19 protein-coding genes are annotated in these 23,582 nt (G+C 70.7%); 6 read left to right on the plus strand and 13 right to left on the minus strand.

The window, feature by feature from the left end; translation table 11 throughout:
* Positions 1-41 precede the first annotated feature (41 nt).
* Positions 42-296 (plus strand): mycoredoxin, encoded by a 255-nt coding sequence (locus K3M35_RS17035; protein WP_024101470.1) that lies wholly within the window; start codon positions 42-44, stop codon positions 294-296.
* A gap of 141 nt (positions 297-437) precedes the next feature.
* On the opposite strand, the gene nudC is transcribed toward K3M35_RS17035, so the two are convergent.
* Entirely contained in the window at positions 438-1,337 is a 900-nt protein-coding gene (gene nudC / locus K3M35_RS17040) for an NAD(+) diphosphatase (RefSeq protein WP_006550265.1), read from the minus strand.
* A 9-nt stretch (positions 1,338-1,346) separates the two neighbouring features.
* On the minus strand, positions 1,347-2,435 hold the full coding sequence (locus tag K3M35_RS17045; RefSeq protein ID WP_006550264.1) for a TrkA family potassium uptake protein: 1,089 nt from the start codon (positions 2,433-2,435) through the stop codon (positions 1,347-1,349).
* 121 nt (positions 2,436-2,556) lie between these two features.
* On the opposite strand from K3M35_RS17045, the gene K3M35_RS17050 reads away from it, so the two are divergent.
* Entirely contained in the window at positions 2,557-2,946 is a 390-nt protein-coding gene (locus K3M35_RS17050; protein WP_033097208.1) for a MauE/DoxX family redox-associated membrane protein, read from the plus strand.
* Between the two features lie 49 nt (positions 2,947-2,995).
* On the plus strand, positions 2,996-4,060 hold the full coding sequence (locus K3M35_RS17055) for an NAD-dependent epimerase/dehydratase family protein (protein WP_019288469.1): 1,065 nt from the start codon (positions 2,996-2,998) through the stop codon (positions 4,058-4,060).
* A gap of 7 nt (positions 4,061-4,067) precedes the next feature.
* On the opposite strand, the gene K3M35_RS17060 is transcribed toward K3M35_RS17055, so the two are convergent.
* Complete coding sequence (locus tag K3M35_RS17060) at positions 4,068-7,424, minus strand: ATP-dependent helicase (protein ID WP_071935395.1); 3,357 nt, start codon at positions 7,422-7,424, stop codon at positions 4,068-4,070.
* Positions 7,421-10,747: an ATP-dependent DNA helicase gene (locus K3M35_RS17065; RefSeq protein ID WP_220666788.1), complete on the minus strand. Its 3,327-nt coding sequence runs from the start codon at positions 10,745-10,747 to the stop codon at positions 7,421-7,423. Before K3M35_RS17065 ends, K3M35_RS17060 begins: the two co-directional genes overlap by 4 nt.
* 154 nt (positions 10,748-10,901) lie before the next feature.
* Here K3M35_RS17065 and K3M35_RS17070 point away from each other — a divergent pair, with 154 nt between their 5' ends.
* Positions 10,902-11,687, plus strand: a complete 786-nt coding sequence (locus K3M35_RS17070; RefSeq protein WP_006550259.1) for an alpha/beta fold hydrolase — start codon at positions 10,902-10,904, stop codon at positions 11,685-11,687.
* Between the two features lie 3 nt (positions 11,688-11,690).
* Positions 11,691-12,032, plus strand: a complete 342-nt coding sequence (locus K3M35_RS17075; protein WP_006550258.1) for an MGMT family protein — start codon at positions 11,691-11,693, stop codon at positions 12,030-12,032.
* Here K3M35_RS17075 and K3M35_RS17080 read toward each other — a convergent pair.
* From K3M35_RS17080 to K3M35_RS17090, 3 genes are read right to left on the minus strand one after another with little or no spacing between them, the layout of a single operon-like run.
* The gene (locus K3M35_RS17080; RefSeq protein ID WP_220666771.1) at positions 11,991-13,355 is read right to left on the minus strand and encodes a DUF6297 family protein; all 1,365 of its coding nucleotides are present in this window, start codon (positions 13,353-13,355) and stop codon (positions 11,991-11,993) included. The genes K3M35_RS17075 and K3M35_RS17080 overlap by 42 nt on opposite strands.
* On the minus strand, positions 13,346-13,999 hold the full coding sequence (locus K3M35_RS17085; RefSeq protein ID WP_006550256.1) for an ABC transporter ATP-binding protein: 654 nt from the start codon (positions 13,997-13,999) through the stop codon (positions 13,346-13,348). Before K3M35_RS17085 ends, K3M35_RS17080 begins: the two co-directional genes overlap by 10 nt.
* Positions 13,932-14,345, minus strand: coding sequence for a DUF6412 domain-containing protein (locus K3M35_RS17090; RefSeq protein WP_006550255.1), 414 nt, complete (start codon positions 14,343-14,345; stop codon positions 13,932-13,934). Before K3M35_RS17090 ends, K3M35_RS17085 begins: the two co-directional genes overlap by 68 nt.
* A 119-nt stretch (positions 14,346-14,464) precedes the next feature.
* On the opposite strand from K3M35_RS17090, the gene K3M35_RS17095 reads away from it, so the two are divergent.
* On the plus strand, positions 14,465-16,201 hold the full coding sequence (locus K3M35_RS17095) for an NTP transferase domain-containing protein (protein WP_220666772.1): 1,737 nt from the start codon (positions 14,465-14,467) through the stop codon (positions 16,199-16,201).
* Between the two features lies 1 nt (position 16,202).
* Here the strand turns inward: K3M35_RS17095 and K3M35_RS17100 are convergent, their stop codons facing one another.
* The 6 genes from K3M35_RS17100 to K3M35_RS17125 all read right to left on the minus strand — a co-directional run bounded on the left by K3M35_RS17100 (position 16,203) and on the right by K3M35_RS17125 (position 23,566).
* Positions 16,203-16,931 (minus strand): sirohydrochlorin chelatase, encoded by a 729-nt coding sequence (locus tag K3M35_RS17100; RefSeq protein ID WP_019288475.1) that lies wholly within the window; start codon positions 16,929-16,931, stop codon positions 16,203-16,205.
* The gene (locus K3M35_RS17105) at positions 16,928-18,067 is read right to left on the minus strand and encodes a uroporphyrinogen-III synthase (RefSeq protein WP_006550252.1); all 1,140 of its coding nucleotides are present in this window, start codon (positions 18,065-18,067) and stop codon (positions 16,928-16,930) included. The genes K3M35_RS17100 and K3M35_RS17105 overlap by 4 nt, the downstream gene beginning before the upstream one ends.
* On the minus strand, positions 18,064-18,498 hold the full coding sequence (nirD, locus tag K3M35_RS17110) for a nitrite reductase small subunit NirD (protein ID WP_006550251.1): 435 nt from the start codon (positions 18,496-18,498) through the stop codon (positions 18,064-18,066). The genes K3M35_RS17105 and nirD overlap by 4 nt, the downstream gene beginning before the upstream one ends.
* Positions 18,499-18,587: 89 nt before the next feature.
* The gene (gene nirB, locus K3M35_RS17115) at positions 18,588-21,104 is read right to left on the minus strand and encodes a nitrite reductase large subunit NirB (RefSeq protein WP_064061970.1); all 2,517 of its coding nucleotides are present in this window, start codon (positions 21,102-21,104) and stop codon (positions 18,588-18,590) included.
* 30 nt (positions 21,105-21,134) lie between these two features.
* Entirely contained in the window at positions 21,135-22,589 is a 1,455-nt protein-coding gene (locus K3M35_RS17120) for a NarK/NasA family nitrate transporter (protein ID WP_220666773.1), read from the minus strand.
* A gap of 122 nt (positions 22,590-22,711) precedes the next feature.
* Complete coding sequence (locus K3M35_RS17125) at positions 22,712-23,566, minus strand: TIGR02569 family protein (RefSeq protein ID WP_006550248.1); 855 nt, start codon at positions 23,564-23,566, stop codon at positions 22,712-22,714.
* Positions 23,567-23,582: the final 16 nt, after the last annotated feature.

Consider the following 23,582-nt stretch of genomic DNA (forward strand, 5'->3'; position numbering starts at 1 on the left):
CGTCGCGGAACATGTTCGGCGCCTGTGATGTTCTCGAAGACATGACGCCCACCGACGCACCCGCCCTCACCGTCTACTCCACCACCTGGTGCGGTTACTGCAGGCGGCTGAAGACCCAGCTCGACCAGAACGGCATCCCATACGCCGAGATCGACATCGAGTCGGATCCGGCCGCCGCGGAGTTCGTCGGCAGCGTCAACAACGGCAACCACGTGGTGCCCACCGTCAAGTTCGCCGACGGCAGCACCGCGACCAACCCGTCGCTCGCCGAGGTCCAGCGCGCTCTGGGTCTGTAGCTCCCGCTCTTCCGGTAAGGCCGGTCGCGTTCGTCGCGGCCGGCCTCTCCCGTGTCCGGGCCCGACTCGATCCTGTGCCCTCTACCGCAGTGCCCTCTACCGCAGTGCCCTCTACCGCAGTGCCCTCTACCGCACGGACTGCTACTCCTTGGCCCAGCCCTCGAGCATCCCGCGCGCAATGGAGATCGAACCGGGCAACAACAGCGGGGCGTCCTCGGCGGACGCCCAGTCGCCAGTCGCCAGCGCCGCACGGACCTCGTCACGAGTGAACCACCGCGCCTCGGTGATCTCCCCGTCGCGGAAGTCCAGCGCCTGCTCGGGATCGGCGATCGCCGCGAATCCGAGCATGAGCGATCGAGGGAACGGCCAGGGCTGACTGCCGAGATACCGCACGTCGCGCACCTCGACACCGACCTCTTCACGGATCTCCCGCACCACGCACGATTCGAGCGACTCACCGGCTTCGACGAAGCCTGCGAGAACGGAGAAGCGCCGCTCGGGCCACACCGGTTGCCGGGCGAGCAGCACCCGGTCGTGTCCGTCGTGTACGAGGCAGATGATCGCCGGGTCGGTGCGAGGGAACTCCTGGTGTCCGGTCTCGGTGCTGATCCGCGACCAGCCGGACATCGTCGGACGGGTGGGCGAGCCGTCGACCGCGCTGTAGCCGGCGTTGTCGTGCCAGTTCAGCAACGCGACCGCGCTGACCATCAGATCGGCGTCGGCATCGTCGAGACGCTCGCCGATGCGCCGCAGATCGGCCACCGTGCCCGTCTGCGCCAGGACGCGAGACGCCCAGACGTGGTGTCCGTCGCGGATACCCAGGAAGATCGCGCCCTCGACCGGTTCGGGACCGAGCTCGGACGCCTCACCGAGCACGAGCGCGTTGTCGGAGACACGGACCTGGTTGCGACGATCGACCCGCAGGAGTTTCGCACCGGCCCAGCCGGCGCGCAGGGCGTCCTCGTCCGAACGCAGTTCCTCCGCCCGGTCGACGACGGTACGTGAGAGCAGCGGGGTACCCGACAAAGCGAAACCGGTCACATCAGCACCCTAGCCACGCATGGCGCCCGGCGACGAACCCACCAGCCGGATGTAGAGCAGTTTGTCGTTCGCTTCGAGCGCGTCGACCTCGGGCGAACCGATCCGCCACATCCGCCCGTCGCGGACGACGGCGAGCACGATGTCCTTGAGATGCCGCGGGGATCCCCCGACCTCGCTGGGGTCGACATCGCGTTCGGTGATGGCGAACCCGGCTTCCGGGGTGAGCAGGTCCTCGATCATCTCGACAACGTTCGGCGTGGTCGTGGCGATGCCGAGCAGTCGCCCCGCCGTCTCCGACGAGATGACCACCGAGTCGGCACCGGACTGACGCAGCAGGTGGGTGTTCTCCGACTCGCGGATGGCGGCGACGATCTTCGCGCGCGGGGCGATCTCGCGGGCGCTGAGGGTCACGAGCACCGCGGTGTCGTCGCGGTTCGCGGCGACGATCACCGCCGACGCGTGCTGCACCCCGGCGAGCCGGAGCACATCGGACTTCGTCGCCGAACCCTGGACCGTCACGAGGCCCTGGCCGGCCGCGGACTCGAGAACCACCGGATCGGTGTCGACCACGACGATCTCGGACGGGGGTACCCCGTCGCCGAGCATCGCGTCGACTGCGGTACGGCCCTTGGTGCCGTAACCGATGACGACGGTGTGATTACGCACGCGGCGCCTCCAACGCTGGATCTTGAATGCTTGCCGGGAACTCTCGGTCAGTGCCGACAGAGTGGTACCGACGAGCACGATGAGGAAGAACACCCGGAGCGGGGTGATCAGCAAGATGTTGATCAGGCGCGCTTCGGGTGTGAACGGGGTGATGTCGCCGTAGCCGGTGGTCGAGAGCGAGACCGTGGCGTAGTAGACGCAGTCCAGCAGCGACAGTTCGTCGCCCTGGGCGTCGCGGTAGCCATCGCGATCGAGGTAGACCACGACGACCGCGAGGAACAGCGCCGCGAACGCGTAGCCGATGCGACGCGCGATCGCGAGTCCGGGACTCGTCTGTTCCTGGGGTACGCGCAGCACACCGACGAGCGCGAAGTCGGGGCGCTCGGTGAGCTGATCGGAGCGGCTGAACCGCGCACGCAACCTCCCGGGCATCGCGGTGTCCCACCTTCCTGCTGTCGGCCTCCACTGGTGGCCACCCTCGGTCGTCGCGGTACCGAACGAACTGCGCCCGGTACCGGATCGCAGCGTACCGCCGCGCGCTAGTGTGGCACGCATGTCCACGAAAGCGTCGCAGCGCTCTGCGATCCGGCTGGCAGGTCTACTTCTCGGCGTGGGGGTCCTGCACTTCGTGCGACCGGAACCGTTCGACGGCATGGTGCCCCGCGCCCTGCCGGGTGATGCCCGCACCTACACCTACGCCTCGGGGGTCGCGGAGATCGCCGTCGCCGGCGCGCTCGCCGTGCCCCGCACCCGGCGCCTCGGCGGTTCCCTGGCCGCGGCGCTGTTCCTGGCGGTCTTCCCCGCCAACGTGCAGATGGCCGTGACGTGGCTGCGCAGCCCGAAGCTCTCCCCCGCCGCCAAGGCGGTGTCGCTCGCCCGGCTTCCGCTGCAGGTCCCGCTCGTCACCGAGGCACTGAAGGTCCGCCGCACATCCTCCCGCTGAGCTGACCACACGCGGTGAGTGAGGTCACAGCGAGCGGGTATGCGTCGGTATGGACACCGCACGTGGTCTGAAGGTGGTCGTCGTCGGCGCGACCGGAAATCTGGGAACCGGGATCGTCGAGGCGCTCGGACGCGAACCCGACGTCGCCGAGATCGTCGGCGTCGCGCGACGACCGACGGAATGGACGTCCCCCAAGGCGACCTTCACGGTCGCCGACACCACCACCGACGACTTCCGCCCCATCGTGCGGGGCGCGGACGCGGTGATCCACCTGTCCTGGCTGTTCCAACCCACGCACCGCCCGGAGGTGACCTGGGAGAACAATGTGCTCGGCGCGATCTCTGTCTTCGAGGCGGCTGCCGCGGAGAAGGTTCCCGCGCTGATCTACTCGTCGTCGGTCGCGGCCTATTCGCCCGGACGCTCGACGGATCGCGTCACCGAGGACTGGCCCACACATGGGTGGCCGGGTGCCGCCTATCCCCGCGAGAAGTCGTATCTGGAACGTTTTCTCGACACCCTCGAACTGCGGGCGCCGGAGATGCGCATCGTACGGATGCGGCCCTACTTCCTCTTCAAGCGCGAATCGGCGACCTCACAGCGACGCCTGTTCGTCGGCCCCCTGCTCCCGGGAAACCTGCTGCGCAGCGGACTGCTCCCCGTGATGCCGCTGGTCGAGGATCTGCGTGCCCAGGTACTGCACACGAGCGACGTGGCCGACGCCTTCGTCCGTGCGACCGTCCGGCCCGTCCGCGGCGCGTTCAACCTCGCCACGGAACCGCCCGTGGACGGCGCGTTCCTGGCAGAGATGTTCTCCGCCAGGAAGATCCCCGTACCGCGTGCAGCACTCCGCAAGGCCGTGCGGGCGGCCTGGCACGCGCATCTCGTTCCGGCCTCCCCCGGCCTGCTCGACACCGTGTTGCAACTTCCATTGCTCGACAGCACGCGCGCCCGCACAGAACTGGGCTGGGAACCGCAGTATTCGCCGCCCGAGATCCTCGAGGAATTCCTGTCGGGACTGCGGGAGGGAGCCGGGATGCCCACCGCTCCCCTTGCACCCGATACTGCCGGACGCCGGGCACACGAAGTGGCCACCGGTATCGGGCAGCGCCCCTGAGGTTGCGTCACTCGCCGTCGGCACGCCCTCGCAGATTCCCCGCCTCGAGCACGAGGCGTTCGAGCATCGCCGCATTCGGCAGTTCCTCGGGCGCGACGGTGCGTCCGGTGCGGACGTAGTGGAAGGCCGCTCGGACCTTGTGCAGCGGCAGTTCGGCCGGTCGGCCGGTGAGCCGCTCGGTCCGCGCTGCCATCAACTGGGCCCAGGCGAGCCGGTAGGCGGCGAGCTGCACACCCACCGCGGCGAGCTTCTCGCCTTCCGGTTCGGCGCCGGTCTTCCAGTCGATGACCGTCCAACCGCCGTCCGGATCCTCGAAGACGGCGTCGATACGTCCGCGGATCACGGTGCCGCCCAGGGCCGTTTCGAACGGCACCTCGACCTCGACGGGGTTGCGCGACGCCCACTTCGACCGCAGGAATGCCTCCTGGAGCCGGTCGAAGTGCGAATCGTCGCCGTCCTCGTCGTCGGCACCGGGAAGCTCGTCGAGGTCGAGCAGGCGCGTCGCGCCGAATCTGCGCTCGAGCCACGCGTGGAAGGCAGTGCCGCGACGCGCGAGCGGATTGGGCCGGAACGGCAACGGACGACGCAGACGCGCGGCGAGGGCGTCGGGATCGGTGGCGAGATCGACGAGTTGGCTGACTGACAGCTGTGCGGGCAGCACCACCTCGGCGCTCTGCTCGGCGCGCTGTTCGCGTTCGGCCAGGAGCGCATCGACGTCGGTGGCCCACTCGTCGGGATCGTCGTCGTATTCGGTCGGGAGGTCGGTCCGGTCGAACTCGGCGAGGACCAGTGCCGCGCCGCGTTCGACCTCGGTGCGCCGGGCACCGAGCGGGTCGCGCGGCCACAGTGCGCTGCGCGGTGAGGCCGTGAGCGGGTTCTCCTCCTCCGGTTCGGGTTCCGGAGCCCAGTGGTCGATCGCACCGAGTTCGGGCCGGGCCGTGACGATCTCGTGCAGTTCCTCGAGGAACTGCGAGGGTCCCTTCGGTTCGGATCCGGTGTCTGCCCAGTGGTGGGCGGAGACGAACAGTGTTCGTTCGGTGCGGGTGAGAGCGACGTAGAACAGCCGACGGTCCTCGTCGAGCTTGCGGCGCTTGAGCGCGTCCTTGTGGGAGTCGATGGCCCGCTCGAGCATCTTGCGATCGGAGAGGTCGTCGAGCTCGAGCACGGGCACACCGTCGGTGCTGCCCGGATCGTCGGCGGGCAGCACCCGGTCGCCCCGCAAGTGCGGGGGAAGTTCGGTCGTCGAACCGAGCCAGGTCGCGGCGGCGGTGGAGGATGGGAAGACCCCGGCAGCGACATGTGGGACGGCGACGACCTCCCATTCGAGGCCTTTCGCGGAGTGGACGGTGAGGACCTGCACGCGGTCGGGGTCGACTTCCACCTCACCGGGCGCGAGCCCCTGCTCGATCTCCTCCGCCGCCGCGAGATAGGACAGCAAACCGGGCAGGGTCGCGTTGGTCCGCCCCGCGTAGGACGCGACGACCGAGGCGAAGGCGTCGAGATGCTCGCGGCCGGCGACACCGCGTCGGCGGCCCACGCGGGCCTCGGTCTCGATGCCGATACCGAGCACACGCTCGACCTCGGCGACGAGTTCGGTGAGCGGCTGGCCGAGCCGCTCGCGCAGGGAGGTCAGCTCGCGACCGAGCGCGACGATGCGCGCGTAGCCGAACTTCGAATAGCGGCTGCTGTCGCCGGGATCGGAGATCGCATCAGCGAGACCGGCCTGGTCGGCATATTCACCGGGCAGCGCCGAATCGAGGGCGTCCTCGAGCGCGTCGGGATCGGTCACCGCCCCGGCGACACCCCAGCGTCCCGCGATGGCCAGTTCCTGGGCGCGCTCCCACAGTGCCTTCAGGTCGGCGGCACCGAGCTGCCAGCGGGCGCCGGTGAGCACCCGCACAGCTGCGCTCCCGGCCAGCGGATCCGCCGCCAGGCGCAACATCGCGAGCACGTCGGCGACTTCGGGCGTGTGCAGCAACCCGCCGATGCCGACGACCTCGACCGGAAGGTCGCGGGCGCGCAGCGCCTCGGCGATCGGAGCGGCGTCGGCGTTGCGCCGGACGAGGACCGCAGCGGTCGGCGGTGTGCGTCCGGCCTCGCGGGCGGCGGCGTACTCGTCGGCGATCCGGTCGGCGACCCAGTCGCGTTCCACCGCGACGTCGGAGTGCAACGCGAGGCGGACGTCGCCGGCGGCCGCGTCGGGGCGGGGACGCAACCGGCTGACCGACACCCCGCGATCGCGCAGAGGTTCGGACGAGACGTTCGCCAGTTCGAGGGCCTGCGGCGGATTGCGCCAGCTGGTGAGCAGTTCGCGGGTGGGTGCCGGCTCGCCGTCGGCCGCCGGGAAGTCGGTCGCGAACCGCGGCAGGTTGGCGGCCGACGCGCCGCGCCAGCCGTAGATGGACTGCATGGGATCGCCGACCGCGGTGACCGCGAGACCGGGATCGGCGCCACCGCCGAACAGGGCGGCGAGTAACACGCGCTGGGCGTGCCCGGTGTCCTGGTACTCGTCGAGCAGCACAGCCCGGAATCGTTCCCGCTCCCCGGCTCCCACCTCGCGGTGATCGCGGGCGACCCGCGCGGCGAGCGACATCTGGCTCCCGAAGTCGAGAGCACCTTCGCGACGCAGTGTCTCGGACAGCCGTTCGACGAGCGGAAGCAACTGCAACCGCGCGTGCTGGGTCTCGAGGTAGCCGAGCAGCGTCTTCGACGGTGCTCCGCGCTGCCCCGGGCCGGGCGGGAGGGTGTGCACCAGCTGTTCGAGTTCGACGTGGGCGTCGCGCAGCAGATCCGGCTCGACGAGGTGCTCGGAGAGCTGGCCGGACAGGGCGAGAACGGCCTCGGTCACCGATGCGGGATTGCGGTCGGTGTCGAGTTCGCCGTCCCACGAGCTGACCACGCGGTGCGCGACCTGCCACAGCTCGGTCTCGGACAGCAGCGTCGCCGACGGTTCGATGGGCAGCAGCAGACCGTGCTCGGTGAGCAGGCGACCGGCGTATGCGTGGTATGTGCTCACCTCGGGTTCGCTGCCGAGGATCCGTGCGCGCAACCCGCCGCTCGGATCGAGGTCGCGCAGGAGCGCCGATCCGGCGAGCTTGGCCAGGCGCGCCCGGATGCGGGCCGTGAGCTGCTGCGCGGCCTTACGCGTGAAGGTCAGGCCCAGCACCTGCTCGGGTTCGACGAGACCGTTGGCGACGAGCCACACCACCCGCGCGGCCATCGTCTCGGTCTTGCCGGCACCGGCCCCGGCGACGACCAGCATCGGGCCGGGCGGGGCCTCGATGACGGCGGCCTGCTCGGTCGTCGGCGGCAACTGTCCCAGTGCCTCCGCCAGGCGCTTCGCGCTCACCCGTGGTGCACTCATTCCCCTGTCACCTGCCTGCCTTCGTCGTGTGCCGGGCAGCTCGACAGCACCGGGCAGTGCCGGCACCCGTCGTTGACCCTCGCAACGAAGCGGGGGCCACGGGTCGCGGCCGCCGCGTCGTGGATGATCTCCCGCCACTGCGCGAGACCGTCCTCGTCGAGGGGCGGTTGCACGCGCTGCGTCGCGCCTTCCTTGTTGTGCGGCTTCGCCACGAAGACCAGGCGCGCGCCACCGGGCTCCGATGCCGGTTCGCCCTCGATCGCGCCGGCCGCCGCGGCCACCTGGTAGGCGGCGAGCTGGGCATGATCGCGCGCGGCGTCCTTCGACACCGGGTTCTTCGCGGTCTTGACGTCGATGACGACCGGGCGGCCCTCGGCGTCGCGTTCGAGCCGGTCGATGCGACCACGGAGCCGCACGCGGGGCTTGTCGTCGGAATCGGGTTCGAGGATGCCGTCGACCTTGATCTCGACGCCGATCTCGGTGAGCTCTCCGCGTGTGCCCTGCAGCCACGTCGAGAAGGTGTCGAGCATGCGGCGGGTGCGTTCGAGCTCGCGGCGGGCATACCATTCGGCACCCAGATCGACCGAGTCCCATGCCTTCTCGAGGGCCTGGTCGATGCGGTCGGGAGGGATCCGCCCGGCGAGCGCCTGGACGAGGGTATGTACCAGCGTGCCGGTGACGGCATGGCTGTTCTCGCCGTCGGAACCGCCGTGGCGCTCGAACATCCACCGCAGTGGACACGTCGTGAGCTGTTCGACCGTGGACGGCGACAATCGCACCGCGTCGTCGTCGGGATCCCACAGCGGGTCGGCGGTGCTGGGATCGGCCGTGCCGTACCAGTCGTCGGGGTGGGCGCCGCGCACCCCGGCGCGCGCGAGCCGCGCGAGTTGCTGGGCGGCTCGCTGCTGTCGTTCGGGTTCGGTCTCGGCGATCTCGGGATCGCAGACCACGCTGCGCAGTTCGGCGACGAGGGCGGGCAGGGCCAGCACGCGGGTGCGGACCTCGTCGGGCACCGGTTCGGCCAGGAGGTCGTCGGGCGCGTCGAGGTCGTCGGTGCCGACACCGCGCAGTTCGTCGACGAAACGGGACCGGACCAGTTCGCTGTCGCCGCTCACCGAATCGACGGCGGTCACCAGAAGGTGGGTGCGGGCGCGACTGCACGCCACGAGGAACAGGCGTCGCTCCTCGGCGAGCAGCGGTGCGGTGCGGGAGAGCCGCGCACCGGCCTCGTCGCCGCCGTCGGCACCGGAGACCGCGTCGATCAGGGCCTCGATGCCGAGCAGGGTGCCGCGGGCGCGCAGGCTCGGCCACAGCCCTTCCTGGACACCGGCGACCACCACGACGTCCCATTCGCGACCGGCGGCGGAGTGCGCGCTGACGACCGTGACCGCTTCGGATTCGGCGGCGACACGGGTGCGAGCCGTCGCAGGGATCTCCTGCTCGGTGAGATAGTCGACGAACCCGGCGATGTGTGCGCGGGGCAGACGGTCGACGTAGTCGGCGGCGGCGTCGAACAGAGCCACGACGCCGTCGAGATCGCGGTCGGCCTGCGCCCCGATCGGCCCACCCCAGGCCGACGCGGCGGCCCATCGCCGTTCGAGTCCGGTGGCCTGCCATGCCTCCCACAGCACGTCCTCGAGACCGCCCCCGCGCAGCGCCGCCGAGCGGGCCTTGCGCAGCACACCGAGCACCTTCCTCAGCGGTGCCGCCTCGACGTCGGTCAGCCCGCGGATCAGATGCGAGTTCCCGGCGGTGTCGTCGCCCTCGGTGAGCAGGATGCGCAGCAGTTCGGCGGAGTCGCGGTCGTTGCCCGATGCTAGCTCGACCCGCCGCAGACCACGCCGCAGTCTCCGCAGCGCGACCGGTTCGGCACCGCCGATGGGCCCGGACAGCAGGGCAAGTGCTTCGTCCCCGCCGAAGCCACTGTCGGATACCGCGCGCAGCACGAGCAGCAGTCCCGCGACGCTGTGCTGGCGGGCCAGCGGGAGTTCGGAGGCGGCGGTCGTCATCGGGACGCCCGCCGCGAGCAGCGCGCGACGCAGCGGCGCGAGTACCCGCGGCACGGACCGGACAACGATCGCCATGCGCGACCACGGCACACCGTCGACGAGATGGGACCGGCGCAGGGTGTCGGCGACCAGTGCCGCCTCCTTGGCCTGCGACGAGCACACCGCCACGCGGACCTGCCCCGGATCGCCCTCCTCGACGCGGTGCCCGGCCATACCCCGGTGCGGCGGCAGGCCCGGCAGTCTGCGGGTGATCCCGTCGGCGAGGGACGCCACCTCGGGAGCGGCACGATGGTTGACACCCAACACGATGCGGCGCGATCCGTCGGCCTCGCCGAGGCTCTCGAGGAAGGAGGTGTCGGCGCCACGGAAGCCGAAGACGGCCTGATCGGGGTCGCCGGCGATCGTGCTCGTGCGGGTGCCGGTACCGATCACGCGGACCAGGTCGGCGGCCTGCGGATCGAGATGCTGGGCGTCGTCGACGAGCAGGTGGCGGATGCGGCCGCGCTCGGCGGCCAGCAGATCGGGATCGGTCGCGAACGCCGCGAGCGCCGCGCCGACGAGTTCGGCCGCGTCGAGTGCCGGAGCGGTGGCCTCCGGAGCTTCGAGACCGACGGCACCGCGAAGCAGCATCACCTGCTCGTAGCGCTCCGCGAAACGCCCGGCCGCGACCCATTCGGGCCGATTGCGGCGCTCCCCGAGCGCGACCAGATCCTCCGGGCCGAGACCGCGCTCGTTGGCGCGCAACATCAGGTCGCGCAGTTCGACGGCGAAGCCCGTCATGCCCAGTGCCGGACGCAACCGCTCGGGCCACATCCCGGCGCCGTCATCGATGTCGCCGCGCAGCAGTTCGCGCAGCACGGCGTCCTGTTCGGCGCCGGTGATCAGACGGGGCGGCGGATTGCCGTGCGCCGAGGCCTGCAACCGCAGCACCGCGAAGGCGTAGGAGTGGACGGTACGGACGAGCGGCTCGCGTGTGGCGCGGGGCACTGCGCCGTCGCCGAGCGCGATCAGACCGGCCGTGATCGCCTCGCGCACGGCGGTGGCGGCCCGCCGCGAATGCGTGAGGATGAGCACCGACTCGGGATCGGCGCCGGAGGCGATGCGGTGGACCGCGAGGTCGACCAGCAGGGACGTCTTGCCCGTGCCGGGACCGCCGAGGACCTGCCACGGCCGCCAGCGGAGGGAGGGCGGGGCGTCGTCGAACAGCACGCGCACGTTGTCGGGCCACTCGCGGGCCACCGGCGCCTCGGCGGACCTGCGCACGAGGCGCGCGGCCGGGCGGCGGACGCGATCGGGGATCTGCGGTTCGGACATGCGCGAGACGGTGGCGGGCAGGTCGGTGACCTGCGCCCGTGGTGGGTGCAGGTCGGGGATGCCGGTATCGAGGTCGAGCATGACCCCATCCCACCAGACGGGTACGACAGCGTCCGGGGCACACCGCGGAGTCACGACTGGGATAGTGGTCGGCGTGAGTGCCACGGATCTTCTGCACACCCATCTGTTCGGCCCCGTCGACGGACCGGAGGTCCTCGCCCTGCACGGACTCACCGGTCACGGCCGACGCTGGCGGAACCTTGCCGAACGACACCTGCCCCACCTGCGGTTCGTCGCTCCGGACCTCCGGGGTCACGGCCGGTCGCCGTGGACTCCCCCGTGGTCGTGCGAGGCGCACATCGCCGACCTGAAGGCCGTGCTGGACGCACACACCACCGGTCCCGTCACCGTGGTGGGCCACTCCTTCGGTGGTGCCCTCGCGCTGCATCTCGCCGCCGCGGTGCCCGACAGGGTGCGGGCGCTGGTACTCCTCGATCCGGCGATCGGCCTCCCGGCCGACCGGATGCTCGAGATCGCCGACCTCACCCTCCACAACCCCGACTACACGGACGAGGCGGAGGCGCGGGCCGAGAAGGTCCACGGCGACTGGGGCGAGGTGGCCCCCGAGTTGCTCGACGAGGAGATCGCCGAGCACCTCGTCGAACTCGACTCGGGGCGTGTCAACTGGCGGATCTGCGTACCTGCGCTGGTGACCTCGTGGGGCGAGCTGGCCCGCGGACCCGTCCTGCCGCCGGCCGGTATCCCGACGATCTTCGTGCAGGCCGGGAAGGTGCAACCCCCGTACACCACGTCAAATTTCCGTCGCGACCTGGCGGAACGACTCGGCGACGACCTGACCCTGCTCGAATTCGACTGCGACCACATGATCGACCAGGCGCGTCCCGCCGAGACCGCCGAACTCGTGGCCCGGATGGTGTAGCCGGTGGTCACCACGGACGAGCAGATCGAGCGGGTCCGCGAACTCGTGGCCTCCGTGCCCGCAGGCCGGGTCGCGACCTACGGCGACATCGCCGGTGCCGCGGGCCTGTCGAGTGCACGCACCGTCGGATGGATCATGCGGACCGATTCCGCCGACCTGCCGTGGCACCGCGTGGTCCCGGCGTCCGGGCGACCGGCCTCGCACCTCGCGCGCCGGCAACTCGCGCGTCTCGAACTCGAGGGCGTCCCGATCTCCGGCGACCGGATCGATCTCACCCGTGCTCGACACCGGTTCCCGCCGGGCTCAGGCGAGCACGGCGGCGAGCCACGCGCAGACGACGAGTAGGTCCGGTCCCCGCGCCCACTGCCGGAGCAGATCGACCGGAATCTGCCCGACGGCCGTCTCGAGGATCAGACCGTCGTACCCGATCGGAGGTCGCGTGCGCATCCGATAGGCGGCCGCGCACCCACCGACGATGACGATCACGACGCTCGCCACCGACGCACTCCCGGCGAATCCCGTCACGGCACCGGCGACGACCGCGGCCGACCCCGGGACGGCCGAGAGTGCGCGACGCAGATACGTGTCGCTCGTACCGAGCAGGACGGCGAAATCGGGATCGCGGCTCACGTCGCGCAGACCCGCACCGAAGATCGTCGCCACGGTGAAGACGGCGACGAGCTGCACCACGACAGCGGCGGGCGGCGATACGACCGACATCAGCACCACGACGCCGAGCAGCGCCACGCACGCGACGAGCACGGGTGTGGGCCTACGGACATGGCGGAGCAGATCGGAACGGACGAGTGCCGCGATCCGGCGGCGCGGCAGGGCCCGCGAGCGGCGGGATCCGATGCGCAACCAGGCCTTCCGTTCGACCACGCCTGTCAGCAGCGAAGGATCGAGTGCCGTGAACGACGCCGACACACCGACCGCGGTGTCCGATCCCACCCTCCACTCCGGTGCAGCGATCCTGTCGCATCGACGCAACGCCGAGACCGCCGGTGCCGCAACGGCGATCCACGCCCCCACCACGAACAACGGTCCCGGCGGTGGCACCGCGACGCCGACGGCGGCGACCGTCACCACGCCCGGAACGGCGACGAGGCACAGCCCGACCACGACCCGCACGACCGCGGGCACGAGTACCCGGCACTGCACGAGCATCGGAAGGGCGACGGCACCGACACCGAGAGCGGCAGCGAGACATGTGAACGCGACGCGCCCCTCCGGGGTGGTCACGAACGTCGCGAACCGTCCCGCGAGAGCACCCGCGATTGCACCGCAGATCAGGAGCGCCGCGACTCTCGGGCGGAGTGCCGCACCGCGATCCACCGGTGTGGACAGCAGCCAGAACTCCGTCTCGGTACCGCACGTCACCGGACCTGCGGCCCGGGTGGACGCCGTCCCCGCAGCGACCGCGATCGCGACGACGGCCCATCCCCACGCCGAGGTGCACCCCGAATCGCGCACGATCGGGTCCCCGCACGCGAAGGTCGTCGCCGGAAGGGAGAACAACCACCACGCCAGTCCCCCGCCGACATACAAGCCGAGGACGACCAGCACAGCGAGGGCCGGACGATCCACCAGCGGCGCGCGCCGGCGCTCGAAGGCGTGACGGAGCGCGCGGAGGTCGCGCGCGCTGGGGACGGTTCCGGTCAGCTCCATCGGTCCGCCTCCACCACCTGGTCGGCGACCGCGTCCACCAGCGCGACATCGTGCGAGACCATCAGCACGGTGCCGCCCGCGCGCTTCTCGGCTTCCAGTGTGGACGCCAGCCACCGGCGACCGGCGTCGTCGAGATGCTGTTCGGGTTCGTCGAGGACGAGCAACCGCCGGGGCCGTACCAGCGCGGAGGCCAGCGCGAGCCGGCGGCGTTGCCCGCTCGAGAAGGTCAGCGGCAGTCGATCGGCCGACGCGGCGAGACCGACCGTCTCGAGGACCTGTGTCGCCGCGTCGAACGGGTCGGTCACGCCGTGACCGGTGGCGACGAGTTGCAGGTGTTCGTGCGCGGTGAGATGCGCGAATGTCGCCACGTCGCCGAGGACTGCGGCGACCTGCCGTCGCAGCGTCGGCGAGCTCTCGTCGACGGGGACGCCGTGGATCTCGACAACGCCCTCGTCGAGTCGGTCGACGCCGACGACGCATCCGAGCAGGGTGGACTTGCCGGTGCCGTTCGCGCCGATCACGGCGCAACATCGGCCGGGGGCGACGTCGACGTTCACCCCGGTGAAGACGGTCAGGTCACCGAACGAGCGGTGGGCGTTGCGGACGGACACGGCGGGTGTGCCGTGCGGATAGGGATCGAACATGGAAAATCTCCCGGTGTTCCTCGTCGGACGGAGTGTCGAGGGCGAGGACGGAACCGGGTGAGCGCGGACGTGGCCGTCCGGCGGTGTCGGGGTGGGAGTGGCGGCGGAACCCGCCGCGCAGACGTCGTTCCTCGGAGGTCGGGCCCCGGATGCTGCGACCGAAGGCGAACAGCGGATCCTCCGCGGCGCCGACGAACGCGAGTGCTGCGACGACCACCACCAGCAGGCCTAGGAGCAATCCGGCGGTGTCGCCGGTGGAGACCGCGGTGACCGGAACGACCGCGGCGACGAGCCAGGACATGAGGACGACGAACACCGCCGCGCCGTTCCGCCAGCCGAAGAACATACCCGGCAGTCTATCCGCGACACGGCAGTGCGATCGGTGCCGAACACGGCAGTGCGATCGGTGCCGGACACGGCGAGTACAGACGATCACGAGCGCGGCGGATGAGGCAGCATGAAGACATGAGCACGCTCACCCACGTCGAAGCCGTGATCGTCGCGGGAGGCCGCGCGACCCGCATGGGAGGCGTCGACAAGCCCGCTCTGACCGTCGGCGGCCGCAGGATGCTCGACACCGCCCTGGGCGCGGTCGAGGGGTGCGCGCGGGTGACGGTGGTGGGTCCGCACCGCGACGATCTCGACCTCCACGTGCTGCAGATCCAGGAGACACCGCCCGGCGCGGGTCCGGTCGCGGCGCTGGCAGCGGCGGATCCGGTCGCCGATCTCGTGGTCACTCTCGCCGCCGACCTTCCGTTCGTCACACCGACGACGGTTGCGGCCCTGCTGGAGGCCCTGAACGAGGATGCGACGGCCGAGGCCGCCTTCGCGGTGGACGACACCGGCCGGGTGCAGTTCCTGCTCGCCGCGTGGCGGACACCGGCGCTGGCCGCGCGTCTGGACTCTCTCGGTGGAGACGTCGCGAACCGGCCCATGAAGGCGTTGTTGCCCGAGCGGTACGTCACCGTCTCGGTGTCCGAGGCGACCGACTGCGACACCCCTGCCGATCTGGAGGCGGCGCGCGCCGGATCCGCGACCGCCCGTGTGGCCGCCGATCCGGACCGGGCGCGGAGAATCCTACGGGAAGCGTTGTCGCCGTTGCCTTTCCGCACCGTCCCGGTCGAGGAGGCGCGGGGCGCCACATTGGCGGCTCCGCTCGTCGCGGTGGAGGCGTTGCCTCGCGTCCGCACCTCGGCGATGGACGGTTACGCGGTGGCGGGCGACGGACCGTGGTTGTTGCGCAACGAGATCCGCTACGCGGGCGACGGAGGCTCGCTCACGCTCGGCGACGGGGAAGCGGCCCGGATTGCGACGGGCGCCCACCTGCCGGCCGGCGCGACCGCCGTCGTGCGCGACGAGTTCGTCCGCATGGAAGGCGGTCTCGTCAGTCGCCTACCCGATGCGCCCGTGCGCGACGACGCGCGGCGCCGCGGGGAGGACTGGGAGTCGGGGACGGTCCTCGCCGAGGCCGGCACCGCCGTGAGCCCGGCGGTCGCCTCCGCGGCCGCCAGCGGTGAGGTCACCGAACTCCGGGTGCGAGGTCCTCTACGGGTGCATACAGTGCTCACCGGCGACGAGATCCGACGCACCGGCCCTCTGCGCGAGGGGCAGACGCGCGACTCGCTGGGTCCGGTACTCCCGGACTTCGTCCGCTGGTGCGGCGCCACGGTGGTCGGTGAAGGGCATCTCCGCGACACCGCCGACGGATTCGATGCGTTGTTCACGGGCACCGATGCCGATGCGATCGTCATCGTTGGCGCGACGGGCGGTGGCGCCGCCGATCAGTTGCGCGGTGCGCTGGCGCGGGCCGGCGCGCAGGTGGTCGTCGAACGGGTGCGGTGCAAGCCCGGCGGATCACAGGTCGCGGCGACGCTGCCGGACGGCCGTGCCGTGCTGGGACTGCCCGGGAATCCGGTGGCGGCGGTGTCGACGCTGCTGGTGCTGCTGCCTGCGATCGTCGACGGCCGCACCCTCCGCACCCCGGCGACTCCTGTGACCGCTCCGCTGGCGAACGCCTCGGAGGTCGTCGGCGACATCACGCGGTTGCTCCCCGCCCGCCAGGACGTGCAGGGACGATGGTTGTGCGACAACACGATTCGTACCGCGCATCTCGCCGGCCTCATCGGGCGCAGCGCGATCGCCGTGGTGCCACCGGGAGCGGTGGACGGCGACCGCGTCGAATTGCTGCCGCTCCCCCGCTGATTCAGGCGCGGTGGCGAGCCGCTCCCACGGGAGCGAGGCGCAACGCGTCGACTGCGGAGCGGTAGCGCCGGGCCACGAGGTCGACGACGGGTTCGGCGACACCGATCGGCGCAGCGACGCCGTCGGCGCCGACCTCCGCCAGGCGGTGGTGGAACAGACCGTCGGCGAGAAGATACGACGCGACGAACACCCGGTGTGCGCCGCCGGCGCGGACCTCGTCCACGACGGTCGCGACCCGCGGTTCTCCGGTGGCGATCCATCCGACGCGCACCGGGGTGTGCACGAGCGACGAGACCATGCGGGCCGTCACGTGGACGTCGTGGCGGGCGCGAGGGTCGGACGAGCCGGCGGCCGCGAGAACGACGTCGTCGCCCTCGACCCAGCCGGCCTGCCGCAACCGCTCGACGAGGACACGGGCGAGAGCAGGATCGGGACCGAGCGCGGGGGTGATCGTCACCGCGTCGTTCCCGCCGGCCGCGACCTCGCGCGGAACGTCGGTGTGCACGTGATAGCCGGAGGCGAGGAAGGCGGGGACGAGCACGGTCGGACGGCCGGTGTCGCGCAGGACCTCCGAGGGCGACGGTCCGAGGACGTCGACGAAGGCGACACGGGTGGGGCCGACGCGGGAGGAGACGGCATCGGCGAGCGCCGCGATCATGTCGACACCGCGCGGATTGCGGGTGCCGTGCGCAACGAGCAGGAGCGCCGGGTCGGCGTGTGTACCGGTCATGGATGCATTCCTTCCGGGTCGACGGCGAGGCGGTAGCCGCGCTTGACGACGGTCTGCACGATCGCCGGTGCGCCGAGAGCCGAGCGCACCCGGGCGACCGCGGTTTCGACGGCGTGAGTGTCGCCGCCACCGCCGGGCAGGGCCGCGAGGAGTTCCTCGCGGGAGACGACGAGACCGGCGCGCGCGACGAGTGTGCGCATCAGGGCCATCCCGGTAGGGGGAAGGCACCGCACGGTGCCGTCGACGATCACGCAGCGCCCTCGCGGACTGAGTACGTGACCGCCGGCCTCGATGCGCACAGCCCGCCGGGGCAGTTCCTCGGCGATGTGCCGGGCCAGCGAACCCAGCCGGGATCGGGTGGGCATGCTGACGGGTACGTCGAGTTCGGTGAGCGGTGCCGCGGTGACGGGACCGACGCACACCGCGGTGACGCCGGTCCGCAGCGACCGGAGCATCGGCTCGAGCCAGCCGGTCTCCTTGGCCCGCATGAGCATCGACGCGACGGCCGGTGCACTGGTGAAGCTCACGGCGTCGAGTCCGCGTTCGACGATCTGCTCGATCATCCGGTCGAGCGCGGTGAGATCCTCGGGGGCCGTCCATCGGTAGACCGGGACGGGCACGACGTCGGCGCCCGCAGCGCGCAGCGCATCGCACACGTCGGTCCCAGGCTCCCATTCGGTGCGCTCGCCGTGCAACTGCACCGCGATGCGGCGGCCGGCGACCCCCTCCTTCAGCAGAAGTTCGAGCACCTCGGCGGACGATTCCGAGGAAGGAGACCACTCCTCGCGGAGTTCGGCGGCCCGGATCGCGCCCGTGACCTTCGGGCCACGGGCGAGGATCCGGCTCGAGCCGAGTGCCTGCGCGAGGTCGTCGGCGAGTCCCCAGCCCTCCGCTGCACCCATCCACCCGCGGAATCCGATCGCCGTGGTGGCGATCGTGATGTCCGGGGGCTGCGCGACGATGCAGCGGGTGACGCGCTCGAGCTCGTCGTCGTCGGACAGCGGGATGATGCGGATGGCGGGGGCGTGCACGACCTCGGCCCCACGCCTGGTGAGGAGCGTGGCGAACTCGTCGGCACGCCGAGCGGCCGTCACGCCGATGGTGAATCCCCGCAACGGCGCGTTGTCGTCGCTCACGAACCCTCTCCGGTCGGCCCCTCGTGCCGCTGGTCACGGGGGACGAGGCTGTGGATCTGGACGACTCCCGCCCATACGCGCACCTCGTAGACGGGCAGACGCACCGACGGATCGTCGAGGTACCGGCCGTCGTCGAGGGAGAAGACCTGCTTGAGCAGCGGCGACGCCACGGTGGGCTCTCCGCCCCGGTCGCCCACGATACCGCGGGACATCACCGCGGCGCGGCCGAACGGATCGAAGTTGCTTACTGCGCGCAGCGTTCCGTCGTCGAGCAGGAACAGGGCCACCTGCTCGCCGCCGCGCAGCAGCACGGCCACGCCGCGGCCCGGAATGAGATGGCTGAGCGGACAGGCCGAGGTCCATTCCAGTCGCCCGTCGAACACGCTGTCGCGCGTCGATCCCCCTACGGTGTGCGTCTCGATGACGGTCATCGCTGTCCTCCTTGAAACTGCTGTCCTGAAGTGTGGGTGCCGGGTGTTTCGAGCGCGTTACCCGCTCGTTCCCTCGGGGTAAGCGGTCGTCACGCCCCGGTTCCGGGTCCGATGCCCGGCATACCCACGAGGACGGGGACCTTGCGGGGGCCGCTGTCGTCGAAGCGGACCGTGGGGTCGGGCTGCTCGGGCGCGTTGACGAACGAGACGAACCGCGCCAGCTTCTCCGGATCCTCGAGGACACCGGCCCACTCGTCCTTGTAGCCCTCGACATGCTTGGCCATCGCGGCCTCGAGATCGTCGGCGATACCGAGGACATCGTCGCACACGACCTCCTCGAGGTGCGCGAGACCGCCCTCGAGTGCGTCGAGCCACGGCGCGGTGCGCTGGAGCCGGTCGGCGGTGCGGATGTAGAACATCAGGAACCGGTCGATGTAGCGGACGAGGGTCTCGTCGTCGAGACCACCGGCGAGGAGCTGTGCGTGCTTGGGCGACTGGCCGCCGTTGCCGCACACGTACAGGTTCCAGCCGTTCTCCGTCGCGATGACACCGACGTCCTTGCCGCGTGCCTCGGCGCATTCACGGGCGCAACCCGACACACCCATCTTGAGCTTGTGGGGCGATCGCAGTCCGCGGTAACGCAATTCGAGGGCGACGGCCATCCCGACCGAGTCCTGCACGCCGTAGCGGCACCAGGTGGAGCCGACACAGCTCTTGACGGTGCGCAGCGACTTGCCGTACGCCTGGCCGGATTCCATGCCGGCGTCGACGAGACGCTTCCAGATCTGCGGGAGCTGTTCGACGCGGGCACCGAACAGGTCGACGCGCTGACCGCCGGTCATCTTCACGTAGAGACCGAAATCGCGTGCCACCTCACCGATCACGATGAGCTGCTCGGGGGTGCACTCGCCACCGGGCATGCGCGGCACTACCGAGTAGGTGCCGTTCTTCTGGATGTTGGCGAGGAAGTGGTCGTTCGTGTCCTGCAGACCTGCCTGCTTCGGGTGCAGGATGTGGTCGGAGTCGGTGGACGCGAGGATCGAGGCGACCACCGGCTTGCAGATGTCGCAGCCGTGTCCGGTTCCGTACTGCGCGATGAGCACGGAGAAGGTGCGGATGCCGGTGGCCTGGACGATCTCGAACAGTTCGGCGCGCGACTGCTCGAAGTGCTCGCACAGGGCCTTCGACATCTGCACACCCGACTGGGCGAGCAGTTGCTTGATGCTCGGGAGGCAGCCGCCGCAGGTGGTGCCCGCACTCGTGCACGACTTGATCTGCGCGATGTCGCAGGCGCCCTCGGAGATCGCGCCGCAGATCGCGCCCTTGGTGACACCGTTGCACGAGCACACCTCGGCGTCGTCGGGCAGCGCGCCGGCGCCCGGCTTCTCCCCCACCGGGGAGATCAGCGTGGCCGGATCACCCGGCAGTTCGCGGCCCACCAGCGGTCGCAGCGTGCCGTAGGCGGAGGCGTCGCCGACGAGGATGCCACCGAGCAGGGTCTTCGCGTCGTCGGAGACGACGAGCTTGGCGTAGGTGCCCTTCGCGGAGTCGGACAGCACGACCTCGAGGGCGCCGGGCGTCGTCGCGTGGGCGTCGCCGAAGCTCGCGACATCCACGCCGAGCAGTTTGAGCTTCGTCGACAGGTCGGCGCCGGGGAACTCGGCGGTGCCGCCGACGAGCCGGTCGGCGACGACCTCGGCGGTGCTGTAGCCGGGGGCTACGAGTCCGTAGCAGGTGCCCTCGACGGCCGCGCATTCACCGATGGCGTAGACGGCCTCGTCCGAGGTGCTCCGACAGGTGCGGTCGGTGAGCACACCGCCGCGGCCGCCGAGTTCGAGTCCGGCCTCGCGGGCGAGTTCGTCCTGGGGACGGATGCCGGCGGAGAAGATCACGAGCCCGGCCTCGAGGACGGAGCCGTCGGACAGGGTCACCTGGAGCGCCTCAGGTCCGGCCTCGATCTTCTCGGTGCCCACACCGGTGTGGGTGACGAGGCCGAGGTCGGTGACGAGACGGTCGAGGACACGGCCGCCGCCCTCGTCGACCTGGGCGGGCATGAGCCGGTTGTTGTACTCGACGACGTGCGGGGTCACGCCCAGCAGGCGCAGCGCGTTGGCGGCCTCGAGTCCGAGCAGGCCACCACCGATGACGATGCCGGCGAGGCCGGCGGCCTTGGCGCGTTCGGCGGCGGCGCGGATGCCGTCGAGATCGTCGAGCGTGCGGTAGACGAAGCAGCCGGGCAGGTCGTGGCCGGGCACGGGGGGCACGAAGGGGTACGAGCCGGTCGCGAGGACGAGGCTGTCGTAGGGCAGAACGTCGCCGCCGGCGGTGGTGACGGTGCGGGCCGCGCGGTCGATTCCCACGGCGCGGGTGCCGACACGCAGGTCGACGAGGTCGTCTGCTGCGTAGTCGTTTCCGGCGAGGGCGAGTTCCTTGCGGTCCCAGGCTCCGACGTAGGACGACAGTCCCACGCGGTCGTAGGCGGCGTCGGCCTCCTCGCCGAGCACGGTCACCGACCAGCTGTTCTGCTCGTCGCGGACGCGAAGGGCTTCGACGAAGCGGTGGGCGACCATTCCGTGTCCGACGACGACGACGTTCTTGCGGCTCATGATGTTCTCTTTCTTCGTGCCGGGGATCGGTCAGACTGCGACGCGGGCCGGGGCGGGAGCCTCGGTGGAGGGCTCGCTCGTGGGGGTGGTGTGAGGGCGGCGGAGGAAGACGAACCAGGTCACCGCGATGCACACGAGGTAGAAGATCGCGAATACCCAGAAGGCCATCGTCGCGGACTGCGCCTCGCCGCCGTAGGAGGCACGGAAGACCAGGTTGATGCCGACGCCGCCGAGTCCGCCGATGGCACCGGCGAAGCCGATGAGGGCACCGGACATGCTCCGCGACCAGGCGGCCTTTTCGTCGCGATCCAGTTCGTCGAGATCCTGCGCACGGGCCTCGAAGATGGACGGGATCATCTTGTAGACCGAGCCGTTGCCGAGCCCGGAGAGCAGGAACAGGGCGATGAAGCCGAGCACCATGGCGGTCAGCACACCGCCGGTCGCGGCGCCGGTGGTGCGGTCGTCGAGGGTGCCGGCGACGATGAGCACCGCGGCCGCCAGGGCCATCGCGACGAAGGTGTAGAGGGTGATCTTCCCGCCGCCGATGCGGTCGGCGAGCTTTCCGCCGAGCGGGCGCGAGATGGATCCGAGGAGCGGGCCGATGAAGGCGATCTGCGCGGCGTGCAGTGCGGCCTGGGCGGGGGTGTCGCCGCCGGCGAGGAAGTTGATCTGCAGGACCTGACCGAAGGCAAAGCTGAAGCCGATGAACGAACCGAAGGTGCCGATGTAGAGGAAGGAGATGATCCACGAGTCGCTGAACTTCAGCGCGGTGCCCATGGCCCGCAGGTCGGCCTTCTGGTCACGGAGGTTGTCCATGAACAGTGCGGCGCCGAGCGCGGCGACGGCGCACAGGACCAGGTAGACCGCGCACACGATCCAGGGCTCGGTGTTCCCGACGGTGGCGATGACGAGCAGGCCGATCAGCTGAACGGCCGGGACACCGATGTTCCCGCCGCCGGCGTTGAGTCCGAGGGCCCAGCCCTTCAGGCGCTGCGGGTAGAAGGCGTTGATGTTGGTCATCGACGACGCGAAGTTGCCGCCGCCGACGCCGGCCAGCGCCGCGACCAGCATGAACGTCGTGTAGGAATGACCCGGGTTCAGCATCAGGTACAGCGCCCCGATGGTGGGGATCAGCAGTACGAGGGCGCTGAAGATGGTCCAGTTGCGGCCACCGAAACGGGCGGTGGCGACGGTGTAGGGGATGCGGAGGATCGCGCCGACGAGTGTGGGGACGGCGACAAGGAAGAACTTGCCGGCGGCGTCGATGCCGTACACCTCGGTGGGCATGAACAGCACCATCACCGACCAGATCGACCAGACGGAGAAGCCGACGTGCTCGGCGATCACCGACCAGATCAGGTTGCGCTTGGCGACCTGCTTGCCGCCGGCCTCCCACGCCTCCACATCCTCGGCGTCCCACCGCTCGATGTTGTGCTTGCGCGCGAATTTGTCTCTGAGACTTTCCTTTTCGATGAAGGTCGTCATCGCCGTTCCTCCTCGGGTCCGTGTTGATCCCCAAGGTAGGAAACGGGTGTTGCTACGGTGCTGCCCGCGGTGTCCGTCGCGTCAAGAGTTGCTCACCCCGGCCCCGGTCGCCCTGTGAGGTGTTACAGGAGGAACCGCACGAGGTCGGCGGTGTGCGCCAGGCCCGGGAAGGCGTCCTCGGTCGAGCGCGGGTGCAGCGCGTGCACGGCCAGCCGGAAGATCACCGCGCGCAGCAGCATCTGCGGCCATTCCGGCAGATCCTCCCAGCGGCCGATGAGCCCTTCGTCGGCACCGCCCCACGACAGCGCGTCGACGACGGCGACGGCGGCCGCCCACGAGGCCGGGCGCCAATAGGGAGTGATGTCGGTCAGACCGGGCGCCGCACGCCCGGCGAACAGGACCGTGCCGAACAGGTCGCCGTGGACGAGCTGATCAGGCAGGTGCACGGGCTTGCGGAAGGTCGCGAGCTGGTTGATCAGGTCGAGACTCTTACGGCCGTCGGGGGTCACCGTCTCGGGCGCACCCGCCGCGCGGGCGCTGCGCAGGGGCACGGTTTCCCAGGCCGCGCGGTCGGCCGCGACGAAGACGTCGACGTCCTCCCAGGGTGCGACCGGAGGTTGCATGAGGAAACGGGGACGTTCGAGCTGCGCGGTGGCGGTGTGCAGCCGCAGCGACAGCGAGACCACTTCGTCGTGCCTGGGCTCGGACGTACCGACGATGTAGGTGTCGGCGCGCCATCCGGAGACCACGTAGCGACCGTCGGTGGACCGCACCGGACGGGCCAGCCGCACACCGTCGACGGTCAGGGTCTCCCGCACTTTGGCGGACCAGGCCGCGCGAGCATGATCGGCGACTCGGGACAGCACCACGTCTCCACACCGGAAACCGCCGTCCCAGTCGGGCCCGAGCGGGACCGGTTCGACGTCGCGGAGACCGAATGTGGAGCACACGTGCTGAGGCGGTTCGAGTGAGCTCACGCAGCTCAACCTACCG

This window comes from Rhodococcus sp. DMU2021 (assembly GCF_019641445.1).
GTDB lineage: Bacteria > Actinomycetota > Actinomycetes > Mycobacteriales > Mycobacteriaceae > Rhodococcus > Rhodococcus pyridinivorans.